Annotated in this window: 15 protein-coding genes; 11 read left to right on the forward strand and 4 right to left on the reverse strand. The window is 73.0% G+C overall.

The features are described from left to right. The first annotated feature begins 73 nt into the window (after positions 1–73). Together ACZ4TV_RS11650 and ACZ4TV_RS11655 are read left to right on the forward strand one after the other, a co-directional pair. The gene (locus ACZ4TV_RS11650; RefSeq protein ID WP_468133270.1) at positions 74–3,721 is read left to right on the forward strand and encodes a glycosyltransferase family 2 protein; all 3,648 of its coding nucleotides are present in this window, start codon (positions 74–76) and stop codon (positions 3,719–3,721) included. Then, the gene (locus tag ACZ4TV_RS11655) at positions 3,718–5,202 is read left to right on the forward strand and encodes a DUF5719 family protein (protein WP_468133272.1); all 1,485 of its coding nucleotides are present in this window, start codon (positions 3,718–3,720) and stop codon (positions 5,200–5,202) included. Before ACZ4TV_RS11650 ends, ACZ4TV_RS11655 begins: the two co-directional genes overlap by 4 nt. A gap of 131 nt (positions 5,203–5,333) precedes the next feature. Here the strand turns inward: ACZ4TV_RS11655 and ACZ4TV_RS11660 are convergent, their stop codons facing one another. After that, positions 5,334–5,813 carry a metallopeptidase family protein gene (locus tag ACZ4TV_RS11660; RefSeq protein WP_468133274.1) on the reverse strand — a complete coding sequence of 160 codons (480 nt, stop codon included), beginning with the start codon at positions 5,811–5,813 and terminating at the stop codon, positions 5,334–5,336. A gap of 15 nt (positions 5,814–5,828) precedes the next feature. Here ACZ4TV_RS11660 and ACZ4TV_RS11665 point away from each other — a divergent pair, with 15 nt between their 5' ends. The 6 genes from ACZ4TV_RS11665 (at position 5,829) to ACZ4TV_RS11690 (ending at position 11,577) form a co-directional block, all read left to right on the forward strand. After that, a complete protein-coding gene (locus ACZ4TV_RS11665; RefSeq protein ID WP_468133309.1) occupies positions 5,829–6,278 on the forward strand; it encodes a DUF3499 domain-containing protein in 450 nt (149 codons plus the stop codon). Positions 6,279–6,357: 79 nt separating this feature from the next. Then, positions 6,358–7,728, forward strand: a complete 1,371-nt coding sequence (locus ACZ4TV_RS11670; RefSeq protein ID WP_468133276.1) for a phosphomannomutase/phosphoglucomutase — start codon at positions 6,358–6,360, stop codon at positions 7,726–7,728. Positions 7,729–7,967: 239 nt separating this feature from the next. After that, positions 7,968–8,153 (forward strand): Trm112 family protein, encoded by a 186-nt coding sequence (locus ACZ4TV_RS11675; protein ID WP_030015246.1) that lies wholly within the window; start codon positions 7,968–7,970, stop codon positions 8,151–8,153. An 82-nt stretch (positions 8,154–8,235) separates the two neighbouring features. Next, complete coding sequence (locus ACZ4TV_RS11680; protein ID WP_468133278.1) at positions 8,236–9,369, forward strand: SIS domain-containing protein; 1,134 nt, start codon at positions 8,236–8,238, stop codon at positions 9,367–9,369. A gap of 39 nt (positions 9,370–9,408) precedes the next feature. Beyond that, positions 9,409–10,581, forward strand: coding sequence for a mannose-6-phosphate isomerase, class I (gene manA / locus ACZ4TV_RS11685; RefSeq protein WP_468133280.1), 1,173 nt, complete (start codon positions 9,409–9,411; stop codon positions 10,579–10,581). 72 nt (positions 10,582–10,653) lie between these two features. Continuing rightward, the gene (locus ACZ4TV_RS11690) at positions 10,654–11,577 is read left to right on the forward strand and encodes a cation diffusion facilitator family transporter (protein ID WP_468133282.1); all 924 of its coding nucleotides are present in this window, start codon (positions 10,654–10,656) and stop codon (positions 11,575–11,577) included. Between the two features lie 64 nt (positions 11,578–11,641). On the opposite strand, the gene lepB is transcribed toward ACZ4TV_RS11690, so the two are convergent. After that, positions 11,642–12,313: a signal peptidase I gene (lepB, locus tag ACZ4TV_RS11695; RefSeq protein ID WP_468133283.1), complete on the reverse strand. Its 672-nt coding sequence runs from the start codon at positions 12,311–12,313 to the stop codon at positions 11,642–11,644. Positions 12,314–12,698: 385 nt separating this feature from the next. Here lepB and ahcY point away from each other — a divergent pair, with 385 nt between their 5' ends. After that, positions 12,699–14,135: an adenosylhomocysteinase gene (gene ahcY, locus ACZ4TV_RS11700; protein WP_468133285.1), complete on the forward strand. Its 1,437-nt coding sequence runs from the start codon at positions 12,699–12,701 to the stop codon at positions 14,133–14,135. Positions 14,136–14,272: 137 nt separating this feature from the next. Beyond that, complete coding sequence (locus ACZ4TV_RS11705; RefSeq protein WP_468133311.1) at positions 14,273–14,893, forward strand: hypothetical protein; 621 nt, start codon at positions 14,273–14,275, stop codon at positions 14,891–14,893. Between the two features lie 4 nt (positions 14,894–14,897). On the opposite strand, the gene ACZ4TV_RS11710 is transcribed toward ACZ4TV_RS11705, so the two are convergent. Next, a complete protein-coding gene (locus ACZ4TV_RS11710; protein ID WP_468133287.1) occupies positions 14,898–15,815 on the reverse strand; it encodes an RDD family protein in 918 nt (305 codons plus the stop codon). A 111-nt stretch (positions 15,816–15,926) separates the two neighbouring features. Between ACZ4TV_RS11710 and ACZ4TV_RS11715 the strand changes: the two genes are divergently transcribed. Next, positions 15,927–16,934, forward strand: a complete 1,008-nt coding sequence (locus ACZ4TV_RS11715; RefSeq protein WP_468133289.1) for a stage II sporulation protein M — start codon at positions 15,927–15,929, stop codon at positions 16,932–16,934. A gap of 177 nt (positions 16,935–17,111) precedes the next feature. Here the strand turns inward: ACZ4TV_RS11715 and ACZ4TV_RS11720 are convergent. Beyond that, on the reverse strand, positions 17,112–17,392 hold a 281-nt coding region (locus ACZ4TV_RS11720; protein ID WP_468133291.1), incomplete at its 5' end, for a hypothetical protein.

Raw genomic sequence — 17,392 nt, forward strand, 5'->3', positions numbered from 1 at the left:
AGGGTGGGGCGCTGTCCAGCAGCCTCCGAGGGCACACCACCCCCGGACCCCCGGCCGGAGGGCCCGTACCGCGATGTCCCTGCACAGCCAGTCGACGGCCTCCTACCAGGCCCCAGGCACACCCGAGTTCCCCCGGCACGTCGTCACCGCGGTCCTCGTCGCCCACGACGGCGCCCGCTGGCTGCCCCGGACACTCGCCGGCCTCCTCGGCCAGGAACGCCCCGCGCAGAACCACATCGCCGCCGACACCGGCAGCGCCGACGACTCCGCGCGGCTGCTCACCGAGGCGCTCGGCGACGACCGCGTCCTGCACCTCGCCCGCCGCACCGGTTTCGGCACCGCGGTCGACGAATCCGCCCGCACCGCGGGCACCCTCACCCCCGAGGACCTCCCGTACCTCAAGCGCCCCAGCGGCTGGGACCCCGTCAGCCGCACCTGGCGCGACGACACGTACGACCTGCCCGACCTCCCCCACGGCGAACCCGTCCAGTGGCTCTGGCTGCTGCACGACGACAGCGCCCCCGAACCGGACGCCCTCACCGAACTGCTCCGCGTCGCCGAGGAGAACCCCGACGCCGCCGTCATCGGCCCCAAACTGCGCGGCTGGTACGACAAGAAGCAGCTCCTCGAAGCCGGCGTCACCATCGCCCGCAGCGGCCGCCGCTGGACCGGCCTCGACCGCCGCGAGCAGGACCAGGGCCAGCACGACCAGGTCCGCCCCGTGCTGTCCGTCTCCACCGCCGGCATGCTGGTCCGCCGCGACGTCTACGACGAGCTCGGCGGCTTCGACCGCCGCCTGCCCCTGATGCGCGACGACGTCGACCTGTGCTGGCGCGTCCAGAGCGCCGGCCACACCGTCCTCGTCGCCCCCGACGCCGTCCTGCGCCACGCCGAGGCCTCCGCCCGCGAACGCCGCACCGTCGACTGCGCCGGACGCTCCACCGCCAGCCCGCACCGCGTCGACAAGGCCGGCGCCGTCTACACGATCCTCGCCAACAGCTCCGGCCGCGCCCTGCCCTACGTCCTGCTGCGCGTCCTCCTCGGCACCGTGCTGCGCACCCTCGCCTACCTCGTCGGCAAGGCCCCCGGCCAGGCCGTCGACGAGATCACCGGCCTCCTCGCCACCCTGCTCCGCCCCGGCCGCCTCCTCGCCGCCCGCAAGGCCCGCCGCCGCCCCGCCGTCCCCGCCGCCGAACTCCGCCCGCTCTTCCCCCCGCCGGGCGCCTCCCTGCGGGCCAACGCGGAACAGCTCGCCGGCTACTTCGGCGGCGACCGAGACCGCGACACCGCGCCCGCCGGCCGGCACGGCGGCGGCAGCATCCTCACCGCGCCCGGCGAGGACGGCGACTACCAGGAGACCGAGCGCTTCGCACGCCTCAAGCGGATCGGCCGCAACCCCGCGCCCGTCCTCTTCGCCCTCCTCCTGCTCGTCTCCCTCGCCGCCTGCCGCGGCCTGATCGGCGGCGGCTCCCTCATGGGCGGCGCCCTGCTGCCCGCCCCCGACAGCGGCCCCGCCCTCTGGCGTGCCTACACCGACGGCTGGCAGACCGTCGGCACCGGCTCCACCGCCGCCGCACCCCCCTACCTGGCCGTCCTCGGCGCCTTCGCCACCCTGCTGTTCGGCTCCACCCAGGCCGCCCTGACGCTGCTGCTCGTCGGATCCGTCCCGCTCGCCGGCCTCACCGCCTACTTCGCCTCCCGGCCGCTCGTCGAATCCCGGCTGCTGCGCGCCTGGGCCGCCATCGCCTACGCCTTCCTCCCCGCCGTGACCGGAGCCCTCGCCGGCGGCCGCCTCGGCACCGCCGTCCTCGCCGTCGTACTGCCGCTCATCGCCCGCTCGGCCGTCGCCGCCTTCGCCCTCGGCGAGCGCGGGGGAGGCGCCGACCAGCGGGGCAGCTGGCGCGCGGTGTGGACGTACACGCTGCTGCTGACCCTGACCACCGCCTTCACCCCCGTCGTCTGGCCCCTCGCCGCCGTCCTCGGGACCGCCGCGCTCGTCTGGCGCCTCGCGCACGCGAGGACGCAGTGGAAGACGTACGGCCCGCGGCTGCTCGCCACCCTCGCCGTCCCGCTCCTCGTGCTCGCCCCCTGGTCGCTGGGCCTGCTCACGCACCCCGGCCGCCTCCTGCACGAGGCCGGACTGGCCTACGGAGCCGGCTCCGCGGGCGCCCTCGACCTGCTCGGCATCAGCCCCGGCGGCCCCGGAACCGGCGCCGGCCTGCTGCTCGTCGGCATCGTCCTCGCCGCCCTGGCCGCGCTGCTCCGCACCGACCGGCAGTTCGCCGTCCGGGTCGCGTGGGCCGCCGCCCTGGCCGCGCTGATCTTCGCCGTCCTCGTCAACCGGACCACCTGGGCCGGTCCCGCCACCCTCGTCTACGGACTGGCCCTGCTCGCGGCCGCCGCCCTCGGCGCGGACGGCGCCAAGGAGCGGGTCGCCGCCCGCAGCTTCGGCTGGCGCCAGCCGCTGGCCGCCCTCATCGCCCTCGCCGCCGCCGTGGGCCCGCTGTTCGCCGCGGCCGCCTGGGCCGTGGCCGGCGCCGACGGCCCGCTGGAGCGCCGCGATCCGGTACAGGTCCCGGCCTTCGTCGCCGACGCGAGCGGTGACGACAACCAGACCCGCACCCTGATCCTCGACCAGGACGCGCCCGCCACCCTGTCCTACAGCCTGGTCCGCGGCTCCGGCGGCCGCCTCGGCGACGCGGAGATCACCGCCCGGACCGGCGGCGACCCCCGCCTCGACAAGGTCGTCTCCAACCTGGTCGCCGGCTCCGGCGCCGACCAGTCCAGCCAGCTCAGCGCCTACGCCATCCGCTTCGTCATGTTCCGCCCCGGCGGCCCCGAAGAGATCCGCCGGGTCCTCGACGCCACCCCGGGCCTGAGCCGGCGCCACCAGCAGGACGGCACCGCGCTCTGGGGCGTCGAGCCCTGGCTGCCCCGCGCCGTCATCGTCTCCGGCAAGCAGGGCGAGGCCCCGATCCCGGTCGCCGCCGGACCCGTCGAGGCCCACGGCAAGATCCCCGCCGGTGAGGCGGGCCGCGTGCTGCGCATCGCCGACCGGGCCGACCCCGGCTGGCAGGCCACCCTCGACGGCAAGCCCCTCAAGCCGAAGACCCTGGACGGCTGGGCGCAGGGCTTCGAGCTGCCCGCCGACGGCGGCCGCCTCGACCTCGTCCACGAGGACTCCCTCACGCGGACCGCCTGGCACTGGGCGCAGGGCCTCCTCGCCCTGGTCCTCCTGGTGATGGCCCTGCCGGGCCGCCGCGCCCAGCTCGACGACGACCTGCCGGAGGAGGAGGCCGCGCTCCCGTCCCAGCCCGGCCCGGGCGAGCCCGGCGAGGGCCGTCGCGCCCGCCGGCTGCGCGCCGAGGCGGAGCCCGCCCCCGTACCGCTGGAGACGGCGGCGGTCGCCGACCCGTACGCGCAGATCCCGGCGCAGCCGGTCTACGGGGAGGAGACGTACGCGTACCAGGCGTACGGCGATCAGGGCGGCTACGCGTACGAGCAGCAGCAGCCGCAGCAACGCCCGTACGAGCCGTACCCGGCGTACGACCAGCAGGGACAGCAGGCCTACGAGGCCCCGTACGCGCAGCAGCCGCAGCAGCCGCAGCAGGCGTTCCAGGACCCGGACCAGCAGCAGTACCCGTACCCGTACGGGCCCTACGAGCCGTACGACCCCCACGCACCGCACGACCCGCGTCCCGACGGGAGCCCCCAGCAGTGAAGCAGCGCGCACCCCTGACGCTGGCGGCCGTGAGCGCGGCGGTGGCCGCCCTCACCGGCATCGCCGCCCTCACCGCGCCCGCCGCCGACGGCGCCGCGGCCGACGCCAAGGCGGCGGCCGCGGCCCGGATGCCGGTGGAACGGTCCCTGCTCGTGTGCCCGGGGCCCAGCTCCTCGGACATCGCGGAGACCACGTACACGGCCTTCACGCCGGGCGCCCCCGCCGGAGAGGGCAAGGGCTCGGCCCGGCTGCTCGGCGCGACCAAGGACGCCAAGCCGGTACTGGAGCCCAAGGAACCGGGCAAGCCCGTCGGGGCCACCGCCAACGGCGCCGACGCGCCCGCCCTCACCGGCAGCGCCGACGGGGTCCTCGCCCCCGGCTGGACGGCTCAGCTGACCACCAAGGTCTCCGTCGGCCGGGCCCGCGGCGTGCTCGGCGTCGGCTGCACCGCGCCCGGCACCGACTTCTGGTTCCCGGCGGTGAGCACGGCCAAGGGGCGCGAGGACTACGTACACCTCACCAACCCCGACGAGGCCGCGGCCATCGTCGACATCAAACTCTTCGGCCCGGACGGCATCGCCAAGCCCGACGCCGGCGTCAGCGAGAGCATCCGGGTCGACCCCAAGTCCACCAAGACCGTCCTGCTCTCCTCCCTCGTCCCCGGGGCCCAGCTCGCGGACGCCACCGCCCATGTGACGACCCGCGCGGGCCGGGTGGGCGCTTCGGTGCAGGTCGCCGAGGAAGGTGTGGGCGCCGACTGGCTCCAGGCCTCCACGGACCCGGCGGGCTCGCTGGTGCTGCCGGGCATCCCGGCGGACGCCGCCTCCGTACGGCTGGTCGTCTTCGTGCCGGGCGAGGAGGACGCGGACCTGAAGCTGCGCCTCGCCGCACCGGGCGGCGCGATCAGCCCGGCGGGCAACGAGCAGCTGCACGTCAAGGCCGGTATGACCGCGGTCATGGACCTCAAGGACCTGACCCGCGGCGAGCCCGGCTCGCTGCTGCTGACCCCGGCGGACGCCAAGAAGGCCGCCCCGGTGGTCGCGGCGGTACGCGTCGTCCGCGGCAGCGGCGCCAAGCAGGAGCTGGGCTTCGTCCCGGCCACCGGGCCGGTCGGGGCACGGGCGACCGTGGCCGACAACCGGCCCGAGGAGAAGGCGACCCTGCTGTCGCTGACGGCCCCGGGCGCCGACGCGAAGGTCAAGGTGACGGCCTCGCCGGGCACCGGCGGCGGCGAGCCGGCCTCCCAGGAGGTCACGGTCAAGGCGGGCACCACGCAGACACTGACCCTGGCCCCGGCGGGCGGCAAGGGCTCCTACGCGGTGACGGTCGAGACCCTCTCGGGCGGGCCGGTCCACGCGGCCCGCACCCTGTCACTCCCGCACGAGGGCATCGCGATGTTCACGGTGCAGGGCCTGTCGGACGACCACTCGACGGTCTCGGTCCCCAGGGCCACCGAAGACCTCTCGGTCCTGACCAGATAAATCAGCCTCGCCGCACAATCCAGCCCCGCCAGGGGGCACCTCCCAGCGGTAGCTGGGGGAGTTTGAGGCGCGGGGGTCCGGGGGCAGCGCCCCCGGCAGCGGCGCCGCACCCTGCAACCGGCAGGCTCGGGTCAGTCCTGCCCGTAACGCGGATCCACCGTCTCCGGCGAGAGCCCGAGCAGCTCCGCCACCTGCTCGACCACGATCTCGTGGACCAGCATCGCCTTCTCGTCCCGCGTCTTGGTGCGGATCTCCACCGGACGCCGGAAGACCACGATCCGGGCCGGCCGCCCGTCGCGTGGCTCCGACACCGCACCCAGCGGCACCGCCTCGTCGTTCCAGCCGCCGTCCGCACCGCCCGGCGGGCCCGGGACGTCACCGACGAGGAACTCCACCTCAGCCAGCTGCGGCCAGTGCCGCTCCAGCCGCTCCACGGAATCCCGTACGAGGTCCCCGAACAGTTCCGCCCGGCTCGCCGACAGCGGCACCTGTGGAGGGGCCACCGGACCGCGCATCCCCCGCCCGTGCCGGTCCCGGCGGCGCGGGCGCGGCTCGGCGGGGGCGCCGGCGGGGGGCTCGGCGGGGCGAGGAGGCAGAGGGGTGTCCGTCACCCCCGCAGGGTAGCCCTGACCACGACACGGGGGAGTGAGGGGCGGCGGAGTCGTCGCGGCCCGGTCAAGAGTGCGGTACCGTCCAACGTCGTGAGCCTTGTACGTCGCTGTTCGCGCACCGCGTGCGGCCGCCCTGCCGTCGCGACACTGACGTACGTCTACGCCGATTCGACCGCAGTTCTCGGCCCGCTCGCCACCTACGCCGAACCCCACTGCTACGACCTGTGCGCCGAGCACTCGGAGCGCCTGACCGCCCCGCGCGGCTGGGAAGTCGTCCGCCTGTCCGACGGGTCCGGGCCGTCCCGTCCCAGCGGCGACGACCTCGAAGCCCTGGCCAACGCCGTGCGCGAGGCCGCCCGCCCGCCGGGGCGCGCGGCCGAGGCCGGCGGGTCCCGCCAGGGCGGCCCGGCCACCGGCGAGACCCGTCGTGGCCACCTGCGCGTCCTGAGATCGCCGGACTCCTGACGCTCCGCTCGTCTGAAGAGCCGCTCGTGGTTCAGGGTAGGTTGACTGAACCGCAGGGAACCTTCAGGAGGGGCAGGCAGTGGCCGCAGATCTTTCGAACATCGTCAAGGCGTATGACGTCCGTGGTGTCGTGCCGGACGAGTGGGACGAGTCCCTGGCCGAGCTGTTCGGTGCGGCGTTCGTCGAGGTCACGGGGGCTGCGGCGATCGTGATCGGCCATGACATGCGTCCGTCGTCTCCGGGTCTGTCGGCCGCCTTCGCGCGGGGTGCGGCGGCGCGCGGGGTGGACGTGACGCTGATCGGGCTGTGCTCGACGGACCAGCTGTACTACGCCTCGGGTTCGCTGGACCTGCCGGGTGCGATGTTCACGGCCTCGCACAACCCGGCGCAGTACAACGGCATCAAGCTGTGCCGGGCGGGCGCGGCCCCGGTCGGCCAGGACACGGGTCTGTCGCAGATCCGTGAGCTGGTGGAGAAGTGGTCGGACGAGGGCGCCCCGGCGATCGCGGCGGGCACCGTCCCCGGCACGATCACCGAGCAGGACACCCTGGCCGGTTACGCCGAGCACCTGCGGGGCCTGGTCGACCTGACGTCGATCCGTCCGCTGAAGGTCGTGGTGGACGCGGGCAACGGCATGGGCGGCCACACGGTCCCCACCGTCTTTGAGGGCCTCCCGCTGGACCTCGTCCCGATGTACTTCGAGCTGGACGGGACGTTCCCCAACCACGAGGCCAATCCCCTCGACCCGAAGAACATCGTGGACCTGCAGGCCCGTGTCCTCGCCGAGGGCGCCGACCTGGGCATCGCCTTCGACGGCGACGCCGACCGCTGCTTCATCGTCGACGAGCGCGGCGAGGGCGTCTCCCCGTCCGCGATCACCGCGCTGGTCGCGGCGCGTGAGCTGGCCCGCAACGGCGGCTCCGGCACGGTGATCCACAACCTGATCACCTCCTGGTCCGTGCCCGAGGTGGTGCGCGAGCACGGCGGCACCCCGGTCCGCACCCGCGTCGGCCACTCCTTCATCAAGGAGGAGATGGCCAAGACGGGTGCGATCTTCGGTGGTGAGCACTCGGCGCACTACTACTTCAAGGACTTCTGGAACGCGGACACCGGCATGCTCGCCGCGCTCCACGTCCTGGCGGCCCTCGGCGGCCAGGACGGCCCGCTGTCCGCCCTGGTGGCGTCCTACGACCGGTACGAGGGCTCGGGCGAGATCAACTCGACCGTCGCCGACCAGGCGGGCCGCCTGGCCGCGGTGAAGGCGACCTTCGGCTCGCGCGAGGACGTCACCCTGGACGAGCTCGACGGCCTGACCGCGACCGGCTCGGGCTGGTGGTTCAACGTCCGCGCCTCGAACACGGAGCCCCTGCTCCGCCTGAACGTCGAGGCCCGCGACGCCGTAACCCTGTCCAAGATCCGCGACGAGGTCCTGGCCCTCATCCGGGCTTGACCTTTCAGCCTCGCCGGCGATTGAGGCGCGGGGTCCGGGGCGGAGCCCCGATCCTTCACCCCGCGCCTCCAGCCTCGCCAGGGGGCACCTCCCAGCGGTAGCTGGGGGAGTTTGAGGCGCGGGGGTCCGGGGGCGGCGCCCCCGGCAGCGGCGCCGCACCGGCACACTCAGGCCGCACCGGAGGTGACTCGGCGGTACGCTGACCTCGCCCCAATCGCATGCCCGAAGGGAACCGATCCATGCCGCTCGAAGCCGGCCTCCTGCAGATCCTCGCCTGCCCCGCCTGCCACTCGCCCCTCGAGGACAAGTCGGCCGACGAGACGGCCCCCGAGCTGATCTGCACCGGCCAGGACTGCGGCCTCGCGTACCCGGTCCGTGACGGCATCCCGGTGCTCCTCGTGGACGAGGCCCGCCGCCCCGCCTGATCCCCTGCTCCGCCCGCACCGCGTACGCAGACGCTGAGACCGATTCCGCCACCTGGATCCGTCAACACCGCCGGAGGCCGCAATGCTCGACGAGTCGCTCCTCGACGCACCGGAGGACCTCGCCCGCGTCGACCGGCGGGGCCTGCTCCGCGGCGCGGCCGAGGCCGGAGCCAGAGTCCGTACCGCGGCCCGCCACGCGAGCGAGGCGGGCATCGCGGACCTGCGCTCCGACGGCCGCCCGCGCGCCGTCCTGATCGCCGGACCCGGCACCGCCGCCACCGGCGTCGCGGATCTGCTGGGCGCCCTCGCCGGCGCCTCCGCGCCCGTGATCCGGCTCGACCCCACCGGCGTCGCGCACGCCGCCGGCGCGCTCCGCTGGGCCCTGCCCGGCTGGGCCGGCCCCGTCGACCTGCTGCTCATCGCCACCACCGACGGCACCGAGCCCGGGCTGGCCCTCCTCGCCGAGCAGGCCTACCGGCGCGGCTGCACCGTCGTCGCCGTCGCACCCGAGCGCTCACCGCTGAGCGAGGCGGTGGACGGCGCGCACGGGCTGCTCGTACCGATGGCCAAGGCCCCGTACCAGGAGTACGACGAATCCGCCGCCGCCGGACCCGGCGCCCTGTGGGCCCTGCTCACGCCCCTGCTGCTGCTCCTCGACAAGGTCGGCCTGATCACCGCCGCCCCGGCCACCCTCCAGCTCGTCGCCAACCGGCTCGACCGCACCGCCGAACGCTGCGGGCCCGCCATCGCCACGTACTCCAACCCGGCCAAGACCCTCGCCGCCGAGCTGGCCGACTCCCTCCCGCTGATCTGGAGCGAGGGCATCGGAGCCGCGCCCGCGGGCCGCCGCTTCGCCGCGACCCTCGCCGAGCTCGCCGGCCGTCCCGCACTGGCCGCCGTGCTCCCCGAGGCGCTGCCCGCCCACGGCGTCCTGCTCGCCGGGGACTTCGCCGCCGGCGCCGACCCGGAGGACTTCTTCCGTGACCGGGTCGAAGAGCCCCAGGCCCTTCGCGCCCGCGTCGTCCTGCTGCGTGACCGGCCGGCCGGCGGCCTCACCGCCGCCCCCGCCGCACGCGAGCTCGCCCTCAGCCACGACACGGCCATCAGCGAGCTCGAACCGGAGGAGGGGGTCGAGCTGGAACAGCTCGCCGAACTCCTCGCCGTCACGGACTTCGCCACCGCCTACCTGGCGTTGGCCGGCGGGGGACACAGCTGAGGTACCCGCACGGACCCAGCTCTATCCAGGAAGACGACGATGGACCGCCTGACGAACACGATCCGCCCCTACGCCTGGGGTTCCACCACGGCCATCCCCGCGCTCCTGGGTGTCGAACCCACCGGTGAGCCCCAGGCCGAGATGTGGATGGGAGCCCACCCGGGCGCCCCCTCCCGGCTCGACCGCGGCGCCGGCGAAAGGGCGCTGTCGGACGTCATCGCCGCCGACCCCGAAGGCGAGCTGGGCGCCGCCACCGTCGCCAAGTTCGGCCCCCGGCTGCCGTTCATGCTCAAGATCCTGGCCGCCGGCGCCCCGCTCTCCCTCCAGGTCCACCCCGACCGCGCCCAGGCCAAGGCCGGCTTCGAGGACGAGGAGCGCCGCGGAGTCCCGATCGACGCGGCCCACCGCAACTACAAGGACCCCAACCACAAGCCCGAAATGGTCTGCGCGCTCACCCCGTTCGACGGGCTGTGCGGCTTCCGCCCCCCGCAGCAGTCCGCCGACCTGCTCGACGGGCTGGGCGTCGGCTCCCTCAAGCCGTACGCCGACCTGCTGCGGGCGCATCCCGAAGAGGCGGCGCTGCGCGAGGTCCTGACCGGCGTCCTGACCGCGGACCGCGAGGAGATGGCCCGCACCGTCACCGAGACCGCGGCCGCCGCCGAACGCCTCGGCGGCGCGTACGCCCCGTACGCCACCCTGGTCCACGACTTCCCGGGCGACCCGGGAGTCATCGCGGCCATGCTCCTCAACCACGTCCGACTCCAGCCCGGCGAGGCGCTGTTCCTCGGCGCCGGCGTCCCGCACGCCTACATCGGCGGCCTCGGCGTGGAGCTGCTGGCCAACTCCGACAACGTGCTGCGCGCCGGACTCACCCCCAAACACGTGGACGTGCCGGAGCTGCTGAAGGTCGTACGGCTCGAGCCGAGCGACCCGCACGTGCTGCGTCCCGAGGGCGACGGCGAGGAGGTCTACGAGGCCCCCATCGACGAATTCCGGCTCTCCCGCTTCCTCCTCGCGCCCGGCGGCGCCCCCCGCGTGCTCCCGCACGACGCCCCGCAGATCCTGCTCTGCACGGCGGGGCGGTGCACGGCGCGCTCGGCGGGGGCCGGTGAACTGGCCCTCGCGTCCGGCGAATCGGTCTTCGTCCCGGCGGGCGAAAAGGTCGAACTGTCCGGAACCGGCACTGTTTTCCGGGCCTCCGTGGTGGTCTGACGCGGCGTCCGTCCCCGCACCTGCAACAATGTGCGGCCGGTAGTCACTGGCTAGGAAGGACACCCTGCACCCATGAGCGCGTCGGGCGGTACCAAGGCGATCGTGGCGGCACTCGTCGCCAACCTCGCCATCGCTGTAGCCAAATTCGTGGCATTCCTCTTCAGCGGCTCCTCGTCGATGCTCGCGGAAAGCGTCCACTCGGTGGCGGACTCCGGGAACCAGGGGCTGCTGCTCCTCGGCGGGAAGAAGGCCCAGCGCGAGGCGACGCCGGAACACCCCTTCGGGTACGGGCGCGAGCGCTACATCTACGCCTTCCTCGTCTCCATCGTGCTCTTCACCGTCGGTGGCATGTTCGCCATCTACGAGGGCTACGAGAAGATCCAGCACCCGCACGAGATCACGCACTGGTACTGGCCCGTGGGCGTCCTGGTCTTCGCGATCATCGCGGAGTCCTTCTCCTTCCGCACCGCGATCAAGGAGTCGAACCAGGTCCGCGGCAAGCAAAGCTGGCGGCAGTTCATCAAGACGGCCAAGGCCCCGGAGCTGCCCGTCGTCCTGCTGGAGGACCTCGGCGCCCTCGTCGGCCTGGTCCTGGCCCTGGCCGGCGTCGGCATCGCCCTGCTGACCGGCAACGGCGTCTGGGACGGCATCGGCACCCTGTGCATCGGCGTCCTGCTGATCGCCATCGCGATCGTCCTGGCGGCGGAGACCAAGTCCCTGCTGCTCGGCGAGGCCGCGGGCACCGACGAGGTCGAGAAGATCAAGGCAGCGGTCGTCGACGGGGCCACCGTCACCCGCGTGATCCACATGCGGACCCTGCACCTCGGCCCCGAGGAGCTGCTGGTCGCGGCCAAGATCGCCGTCCAGCACGAGGACACCGCGACCCAGGTGGCGGACGCGATCAACGCCGCCGAGGCCCGTATCCGCGAGGCCGTCCCGATCGCCCGGGTGATCTACCTGGAACCGGACATCTACCGTCCCGAGCCCGCCAAGTAACCCCCCCCGCACGCCCGAAGGCCCCCGCGAGCACCAGCCCGCGGGGGCCTTCGAATTCCCTTATCTAGTCGACGTGCACGGCACCCCAGACGGGCTGCACCTGCACGGGCTTCCTGCGCCGCGCCACCAGCGCGGCGATCCCCAGCCCGACGCTCACGGGCAGGGCGGACGCCCCGGCGGTCACGGCCAGCCCGAAGCCCACCATCAGCGGGTCCTCCTCATCGACCTCGACCCCGGTGAGGGCCGACGTCGGCAGCGTCCCCTCGTGGTGCTCCGAGTGGAAGCGGGAGTCCGCGGAGTTGACGCGGTTGTCGCCCAGGATGAAGACCCGGCCCTGCGGCACCGAGACGTCGAAGTCCACGCCACCCGCCCCGGCGGCGCCCTCCAGCACGTAGGGCTCGTCGAGCGGCTGCCCGTTGAGGGTCAGGGCCTTGTCGCCCTCCGCGTAGGAGATGCGGTCGCCCCCCACCGCCACCACGCGTCCGAGGAACGGACCCGCCAGCCCCCACTCGCCCGGGTCGTAGGCCACGATGTCACCGCGTCGGACCTCGGCCGGATCCGACCGTGTCACCACGAGGTCCCCGCGGGCGAGCGTGGGCAGCATGTTGTCACCGCCCTGGCGCACCGGGACGAACCGGTCGAGCACGAACGCGATCGATCCGGCGATCAGTGCGATGCCCAGCGCCAGCACGACGGCCGCCCAGATCCCCAGTCTCCGCCCAGACTCGTGTGCCATGAACCCGTAACCCCTCCCCGCAGTGCGAATGGCCGGAAGACTACGGTCCGGCCGGATCCGCACGGCGGCCGGGTCCCGGGTCCCGTAACTCCGCGGTACGGGACCCGGCCGCACGACCGGACCGCCGGACGGTGGGGGCGGCTACCGGACGTCAGAAGACCTGACGTCACGAGGCAGCTTCTTGCCCTCCTGACTGGGGTCCGCTCCACCGATCGGTGTAGATTCGTGCTCAGTGTCAGGCGTCGCTGCTGATGGCGGGTCGGGCGGTCCTTGCGACCGGCCGAGGGGAGAGAGGACCCCCGACGGACTGTGCTCGGTGTCCCGTCCCCAGGACGGCGCACGGCCCAGCCGTACCCACCCTCTCGAACCATGAGGAGCAGCACCCATGGACTTCAAGGTCGCAGACCTCTCCCTTGCCGCGTTCGGCCGCAAGGAGATCACCCTGGCCGAGCACGAGATGCCGGGCCTGATGTCGATCCGCGCGGAGTACGCGGCGGCCCAGCCCCTGGCTGGCGCCCGCATCACCGGCTCCCTGCACATGACCGTGCAGACGGCCGTGCTCATCGAGACCCTCGTCGCCCTCGGCGCCGACGTCCGCTGGGCCTCCTGCAACATCTTCTCCACCCAGGACCACGCGGCCGCCGCCATCGCCGTGGGCCCGAACGGCACCCCCGAGAACCCGCAGGGCATCCCGGTCTTCGCCTGGAAGGGCGAGACGCTGGAGGAGTACTGGTGGTGCACCGAGCAGGCGCTCACCTGGCCGAACACGCCCACCGGCGGCCCGAACATGATCCTCGACGACGGTGGTGACGCCACCCTCCTCGTCCACAAGGGCGTCGAGTTCGAGAAGGCCGGCGAGGCCCCGGACCCGTCCACGGCGGACTCCGAGGAATACGCGTACATCCTCACGCTGCTCAACCGCACGCTCGGCGAGAACCCGCAGAAGTGGACGCAGCTCGCGTCCGAGATCCGCGGCGTGACCGAGGAGACCACCACCGGTGTCCACCGTCTCTACGAGATGATGCAGTCCGGTGACCTGCTCTTCCCGGCGATCAACGTGAACGACGCCGTCACCAAGTCGAAGTTCGACAACAAGTACGGCTGCCGCCACTCCCTCATCGACGGCATCAACCGCGCCACCGACGTCCTCATCGGCGGCAAGGTCGCGGTCGTCTGCGGCTACGGCGACGTCGGCAAGGGCTGCGCCGAGTCCCTCCGCGGCCAGGGCGCGCGCGTCATCGTCACCGAGATCGACCCGATCTGCGCCCTCCAGGCGGCCATGGACGGCTACCAGGTCGCGACCCTGGACGACGTGGTGGAGACGGCTGACATCTTCATCACCACCACGGGCAACAAGGACATCATCATGGCCTCGGACATGGCCAAGATGAAGCACCAGGCCATCGTGGGCAACATCGGCCACTTCGACAACGAGATCGACATGGCCGGCCTGGCCAAGATCGACGGCATCGTCAAGGACGAGGTCAAGCCCCAGGTCCACACCTGGAAGTTCCCCGACGGCAAGGTCCTGATCGTCCTCTCCGAGGGCCGCCTGCTGAACCTCGGCAACGCGACCGGCCACCCGTCCTTCGTCATGTCGAACTCCTTCGCGGACCAGACCCTGGCCCAGATCGAGCTCTTCACCAAGCCCGAGGAGTACCCGACCGACGTCTACGTGCTCCCCAAGCACCTCGACGAGAAGGTCGCCCGCCTCCACCTCGACGCCCTGGGCGTCAAGCTCACGACGCTCCGCCCGGAGCAGGCCGAGTACATCGGCGTCAAGGTCGAGGGCCCGTACAAGCCGGACCACTACCGCTACTGATCGACCCGATCAGCTCCTGATCAGCCCCTGATCAGCGGCGGCAGAACGTGAAGCAGGCCCCCGGCACGCGCGCCGGGGGCCTGCCCCGTATCCCTCGACATCCCTCGACATCCCTCGACCCAAGAAGTGTGCGCACCATGCCCCGCGGCCGCTACTCGCTCCACGACCCGCACGACCACACCCCCCTCGGCGAGGAGCACTTCCACTGCGCCCCCGGACCCTCCGGCTGGCGCTACGTCTCCCAGCTCACCGCCCCGAACGGCGACCACCGCGGTTCCGTCGACCTGGCGATCGACGAACTCGGCCGCCCCATCCGCCTCGAGGTCAACGCCGCGAGCTGGCAGGTCCGCGGCGCCGCCATCGACGGCGTCACCTGGGTCCGCACCGACCCCACCGGCGCCGAGGCCACCGAAGGCAACGTCGCCGCCCCCGCCTTCACCGGCACCTCGCCGGCCTTCCTCGTCGCCACGTCCCGCCTGCTGCGCCTGACCCCCGGCGGCCCCGCCACCCGCGTCCGGCTCCTCGCCCTGACCGACCCGGTACTGGCCCCCCGTACGGTCGACCAGGCCTGGGCCCTGCTGGCCCGCCAGGAACACCCCACGGACAGCGGCCCGCTCCTGGTGGACGAGTACCAGGTCACCGCCCTGGACACGGGCGAGGTCCACACCATCCACATCGCCGGCGACGTGGTCCTCTCGGCCCCCGGCATCGAACTCGAACACCTGGAGACCCCGCCCTCGACCTTCGAGGAGCAGTGACCCCTCAGGCAGGCGGCGCGAACCCGCCGGCGTGCGGAGCCGCTACGGGTGGCACGGGCGCGGGAGCGACGTAGGGGGTCGCGGGCACCGGAGCCGGCGAGGCCGCGGCCGCGTACCCGGAGGCACCAGCAGCACCATTAGCACCAGCGGCACCAGCAGGAGAAGCGGAAGAAGCGGCCCGGAAGGCCCGGGCGGCGTCCCGCGACTGCCGCTCGTGCACCACGGCCATCAGGAAGGCGGCAGCCGGCACCCCCGCCGGCGGCGGCGCCCCCGTGCGCGCCACCAGATCGTCCGCGAGCCGCGCCGCCATCGCGGCGCCCACCTGCGGATCCAGTTGGTCCATCCGCGTCAGGTACTGGCGTATCGCCAGCCACAGCCCCTCCGGCACCGCCGACAGGTCCAGGCCGGTGAAGCGCCCGGCCAGCCACGGCGGCGGCGGGGGCACCGGCATGACCCGGGCCCCGGGCACCCGCTCCCGGATCACCAGGGTCCCCGCGAAGACGTCCCCGAGCCGGCGCCCCCGTGCCGACACCAGCGAGGCGATGCACGCGACCGACCCGAAGGTCAGCAACAGCTCCACGACCCCCATGGCCCCGCGCACCAGCGCATGCCGGAACCGGATCGGCCCGCCGTCGTCCCGCACCACCCGCAGCCCGCAGGCCAGCTTGCCCAGCGAGCGCCCGTGGGACAGCGTCTCCACCGCGATCGGCACGCCGACCAGCAAGAGCAGGAAGCTCGCCACCCCCACGGCCGCCTGTGCGGCCGCGTCCAGCGAAGCGGTCGCGAGGGTCAGTCCCATCGAGAGGATCACGTACCCGGTGAGGTACACGAGCAGGTCCAGCAGGATCGCCAGCGCACGGCTCGGCAGCCTCGCCGGCCGCAACCCCAGGACGACCGCGTCCCCCGTCACCAGATCGCTCACCACAGCACCTCTCATGTGACCTGCCCCGCCCCTTCGGCATCCAGTCTGCCAAGCTGACCACACGAGGAATAGGCAGCAGCAGGAGACCTGGGGCAGGGGAGCGGCAACCGGATGGATCTCGACGTCTTCGTGGCGGCACACAGCGCGGAATGGGACCGCCTGGAGCAGCTCCTGGGCCGCGGCCGCAAGCTCACCGGCGAGGAGGCCGACGAACTCGTCGCGCTCTACCAGCGCGCCTCCACCCACCTGTCCCTCATCCAGTCCAGCGCCCCCGATCCCATGCTCACGGGCCGGCTGACCCAGCTGGTCGCCCGCGCCCGTGCCACGGTGACGGGCACCCGCCGCGCCGGCTGGCGCGACGCCGCCCTCTTCTTCACGGTGGGTTTCCCGGCCGCGGTCTACCGCAGCCGTCGCTGGTGGATACCGACGGCGCTGCTCTCCACGGCGCTCGGCGTGCTCGTCGGCTGGTGGATAGCCACGCACCCCGAGGTCCAGGGCGCCATCGCGGCGCCGGAGCAGCTGAGGGCGCTCACGGAGCCGGGCGGCGAGTACGAGACGTACTACTCCAGCCACCCAGCGGGATCCTTCGCCGCCCAGGTCTGGACGAACAACGCCCAGGCTGCCGCGATCTGCCTGGTCATGGGCGCGTTCCTGGGGATCCCGGTGCTCTGGATCCTCTTCCTGAACATGGTCAACCTCGGCGTGGGCCTCGGCCTGATGGCATCCGCCGGCCGCCTCGACGTCTTCCTCGGCCTGATCCTCCCGCACGGCCTGCTCGAACTGACGGCGGTCTTCGTGGCCGCGGGTACGGGCCTGCGCCTGGGCTGGACGGTCATCGACCCGGGCCCCCGCACCCGTCGCACCGCCCTCGCCGAACAGGGCCGCGCCGCCCTCGGCATGGCCATCGGCCTCGCGGTGGTCCTGTTCGTCTCGGGCCTGATCGAGGGCTTCGTGACCCCGTCCGGGCTCCCCACCTGGGCCCGCATCACGATCGGCGTCGTCGCCGAGGCCGCCTTCCTGCTCTACGTCTTCGTCCTGGGCGGCAGGGCCGCCCGCGCCGGCGAGAGCGGCGACGTAGAGGCCGCGGACCAGACGGCGACCCTCCCGACCGCTGCCTGATGTGCGTCCGAGCGCCCTGAGCTGCTAGTCTCTCGTCGTCCTGCAGAGGGGGTTGACACACCCGCTGCGGGGAGGTAGATTCAAACGGTTGCCAGGGCTGGACAAGCCCGGCGGTGACAGTTTAAGATCTTTCTCGCCCCATAGGGAATCGAATTCCATGCGGGCACAGTCGACTCCTCATCCAGGAATCCGAGCCGGTAAATCCGGTGGAAAACCTCTGATAGAGTCGGCATCGCCGGAAAGGGAAACGCGAAAGCGGAAACCCTGGAAAGCGCCGAAGAAATCGGACACGAAAGAGTCTGATAGAGTCGGAAACGCAAGAACAGAACGAAAGCCCGGAGGAAAACCCCAGTAAGTGTTACTGAGGGTGAGTACAAAGGAAGCGTCCGTTCCTTGAGAACTCAACAGCGTGCCAAAAATCAACGCCAGAAGTTGATACCCCGTCCACTCCGGTGGAT

The sequence above is a fragment of the Streptomyces sp. NPDC028910 genome, from assembly GCF_055564955.1.

What these genes read in the sequence shown, in the direction of transcription:
- ahcY (WP_468133285.1), top strand. Translation starts at nt 12,699, where the DNA reads ATGGACTTCAAGGTCGCAGACCTCTCCCTTGCCGCGTTCGGCCGCAAG.
- ACZ4TV_RS11705 (WP_468133311.1), top strand. Translation starts at nt 14,273, where the DNA reads ATGCCCCGCGGCCGCTACTCGCTCCACGACCCGCACGACCACACCCCC.
- manA (WP_468133280.1), top strand. Translation starts at nt 9,409, where the DNA reads ATGGACCGCCTGACGAACACGATCCGCCCCTACGCCTGGGGTTCCACC.
- ACZ4TV_RS11650 (WP_468133270.1), top strand. Translation starts at nt 74, where the DNA reads ATGTCCCTGCACAGCCAGTCGACGGCCTCCTACCAGGCCCCAGGCACA.
- ACZ4TV_RS11690 (WP_468133282.1), top strand. Translation starts at nt 10,654, where the DNA reads ATGAGCGCGTCGGGCGGTACCAAGGCGATCGTGGCGGCACTCGTCGCC.
- ACZ4TV_RS11680 (WP_468133278.1), top strand. Translation starts at nt 8,236, where the DNA reads ATGCTCGACGAGTCGCTCCTCGACGCACCGGAGGACCTCGCCCGCGTC.
- lepB (WP_468133283.1), bottom strand. Translation starts at nt 12,313, where the DNA reads ATGGCACACGAGTCTGGGCGGAGACTGGGGATCTGGGCGGCCGTCGTG.
- ACZ4TV_RS11715 (WP_468133289.1), top strand. Translation starts at nt 15,927, where the DNA reads ATGGATCTCGACGTCTTCGTGGCGGCACACAGCGCGGAATGGGACCGC.
- ACZ4TV_RS11675 (WP_030015246.1), top strand. Translation starts at nt 7,968, where the DNA reads ATGCCGCTCGAAGCCGGCCTCCTGCAGATCCTCGCCTGCCCCGCCTGC.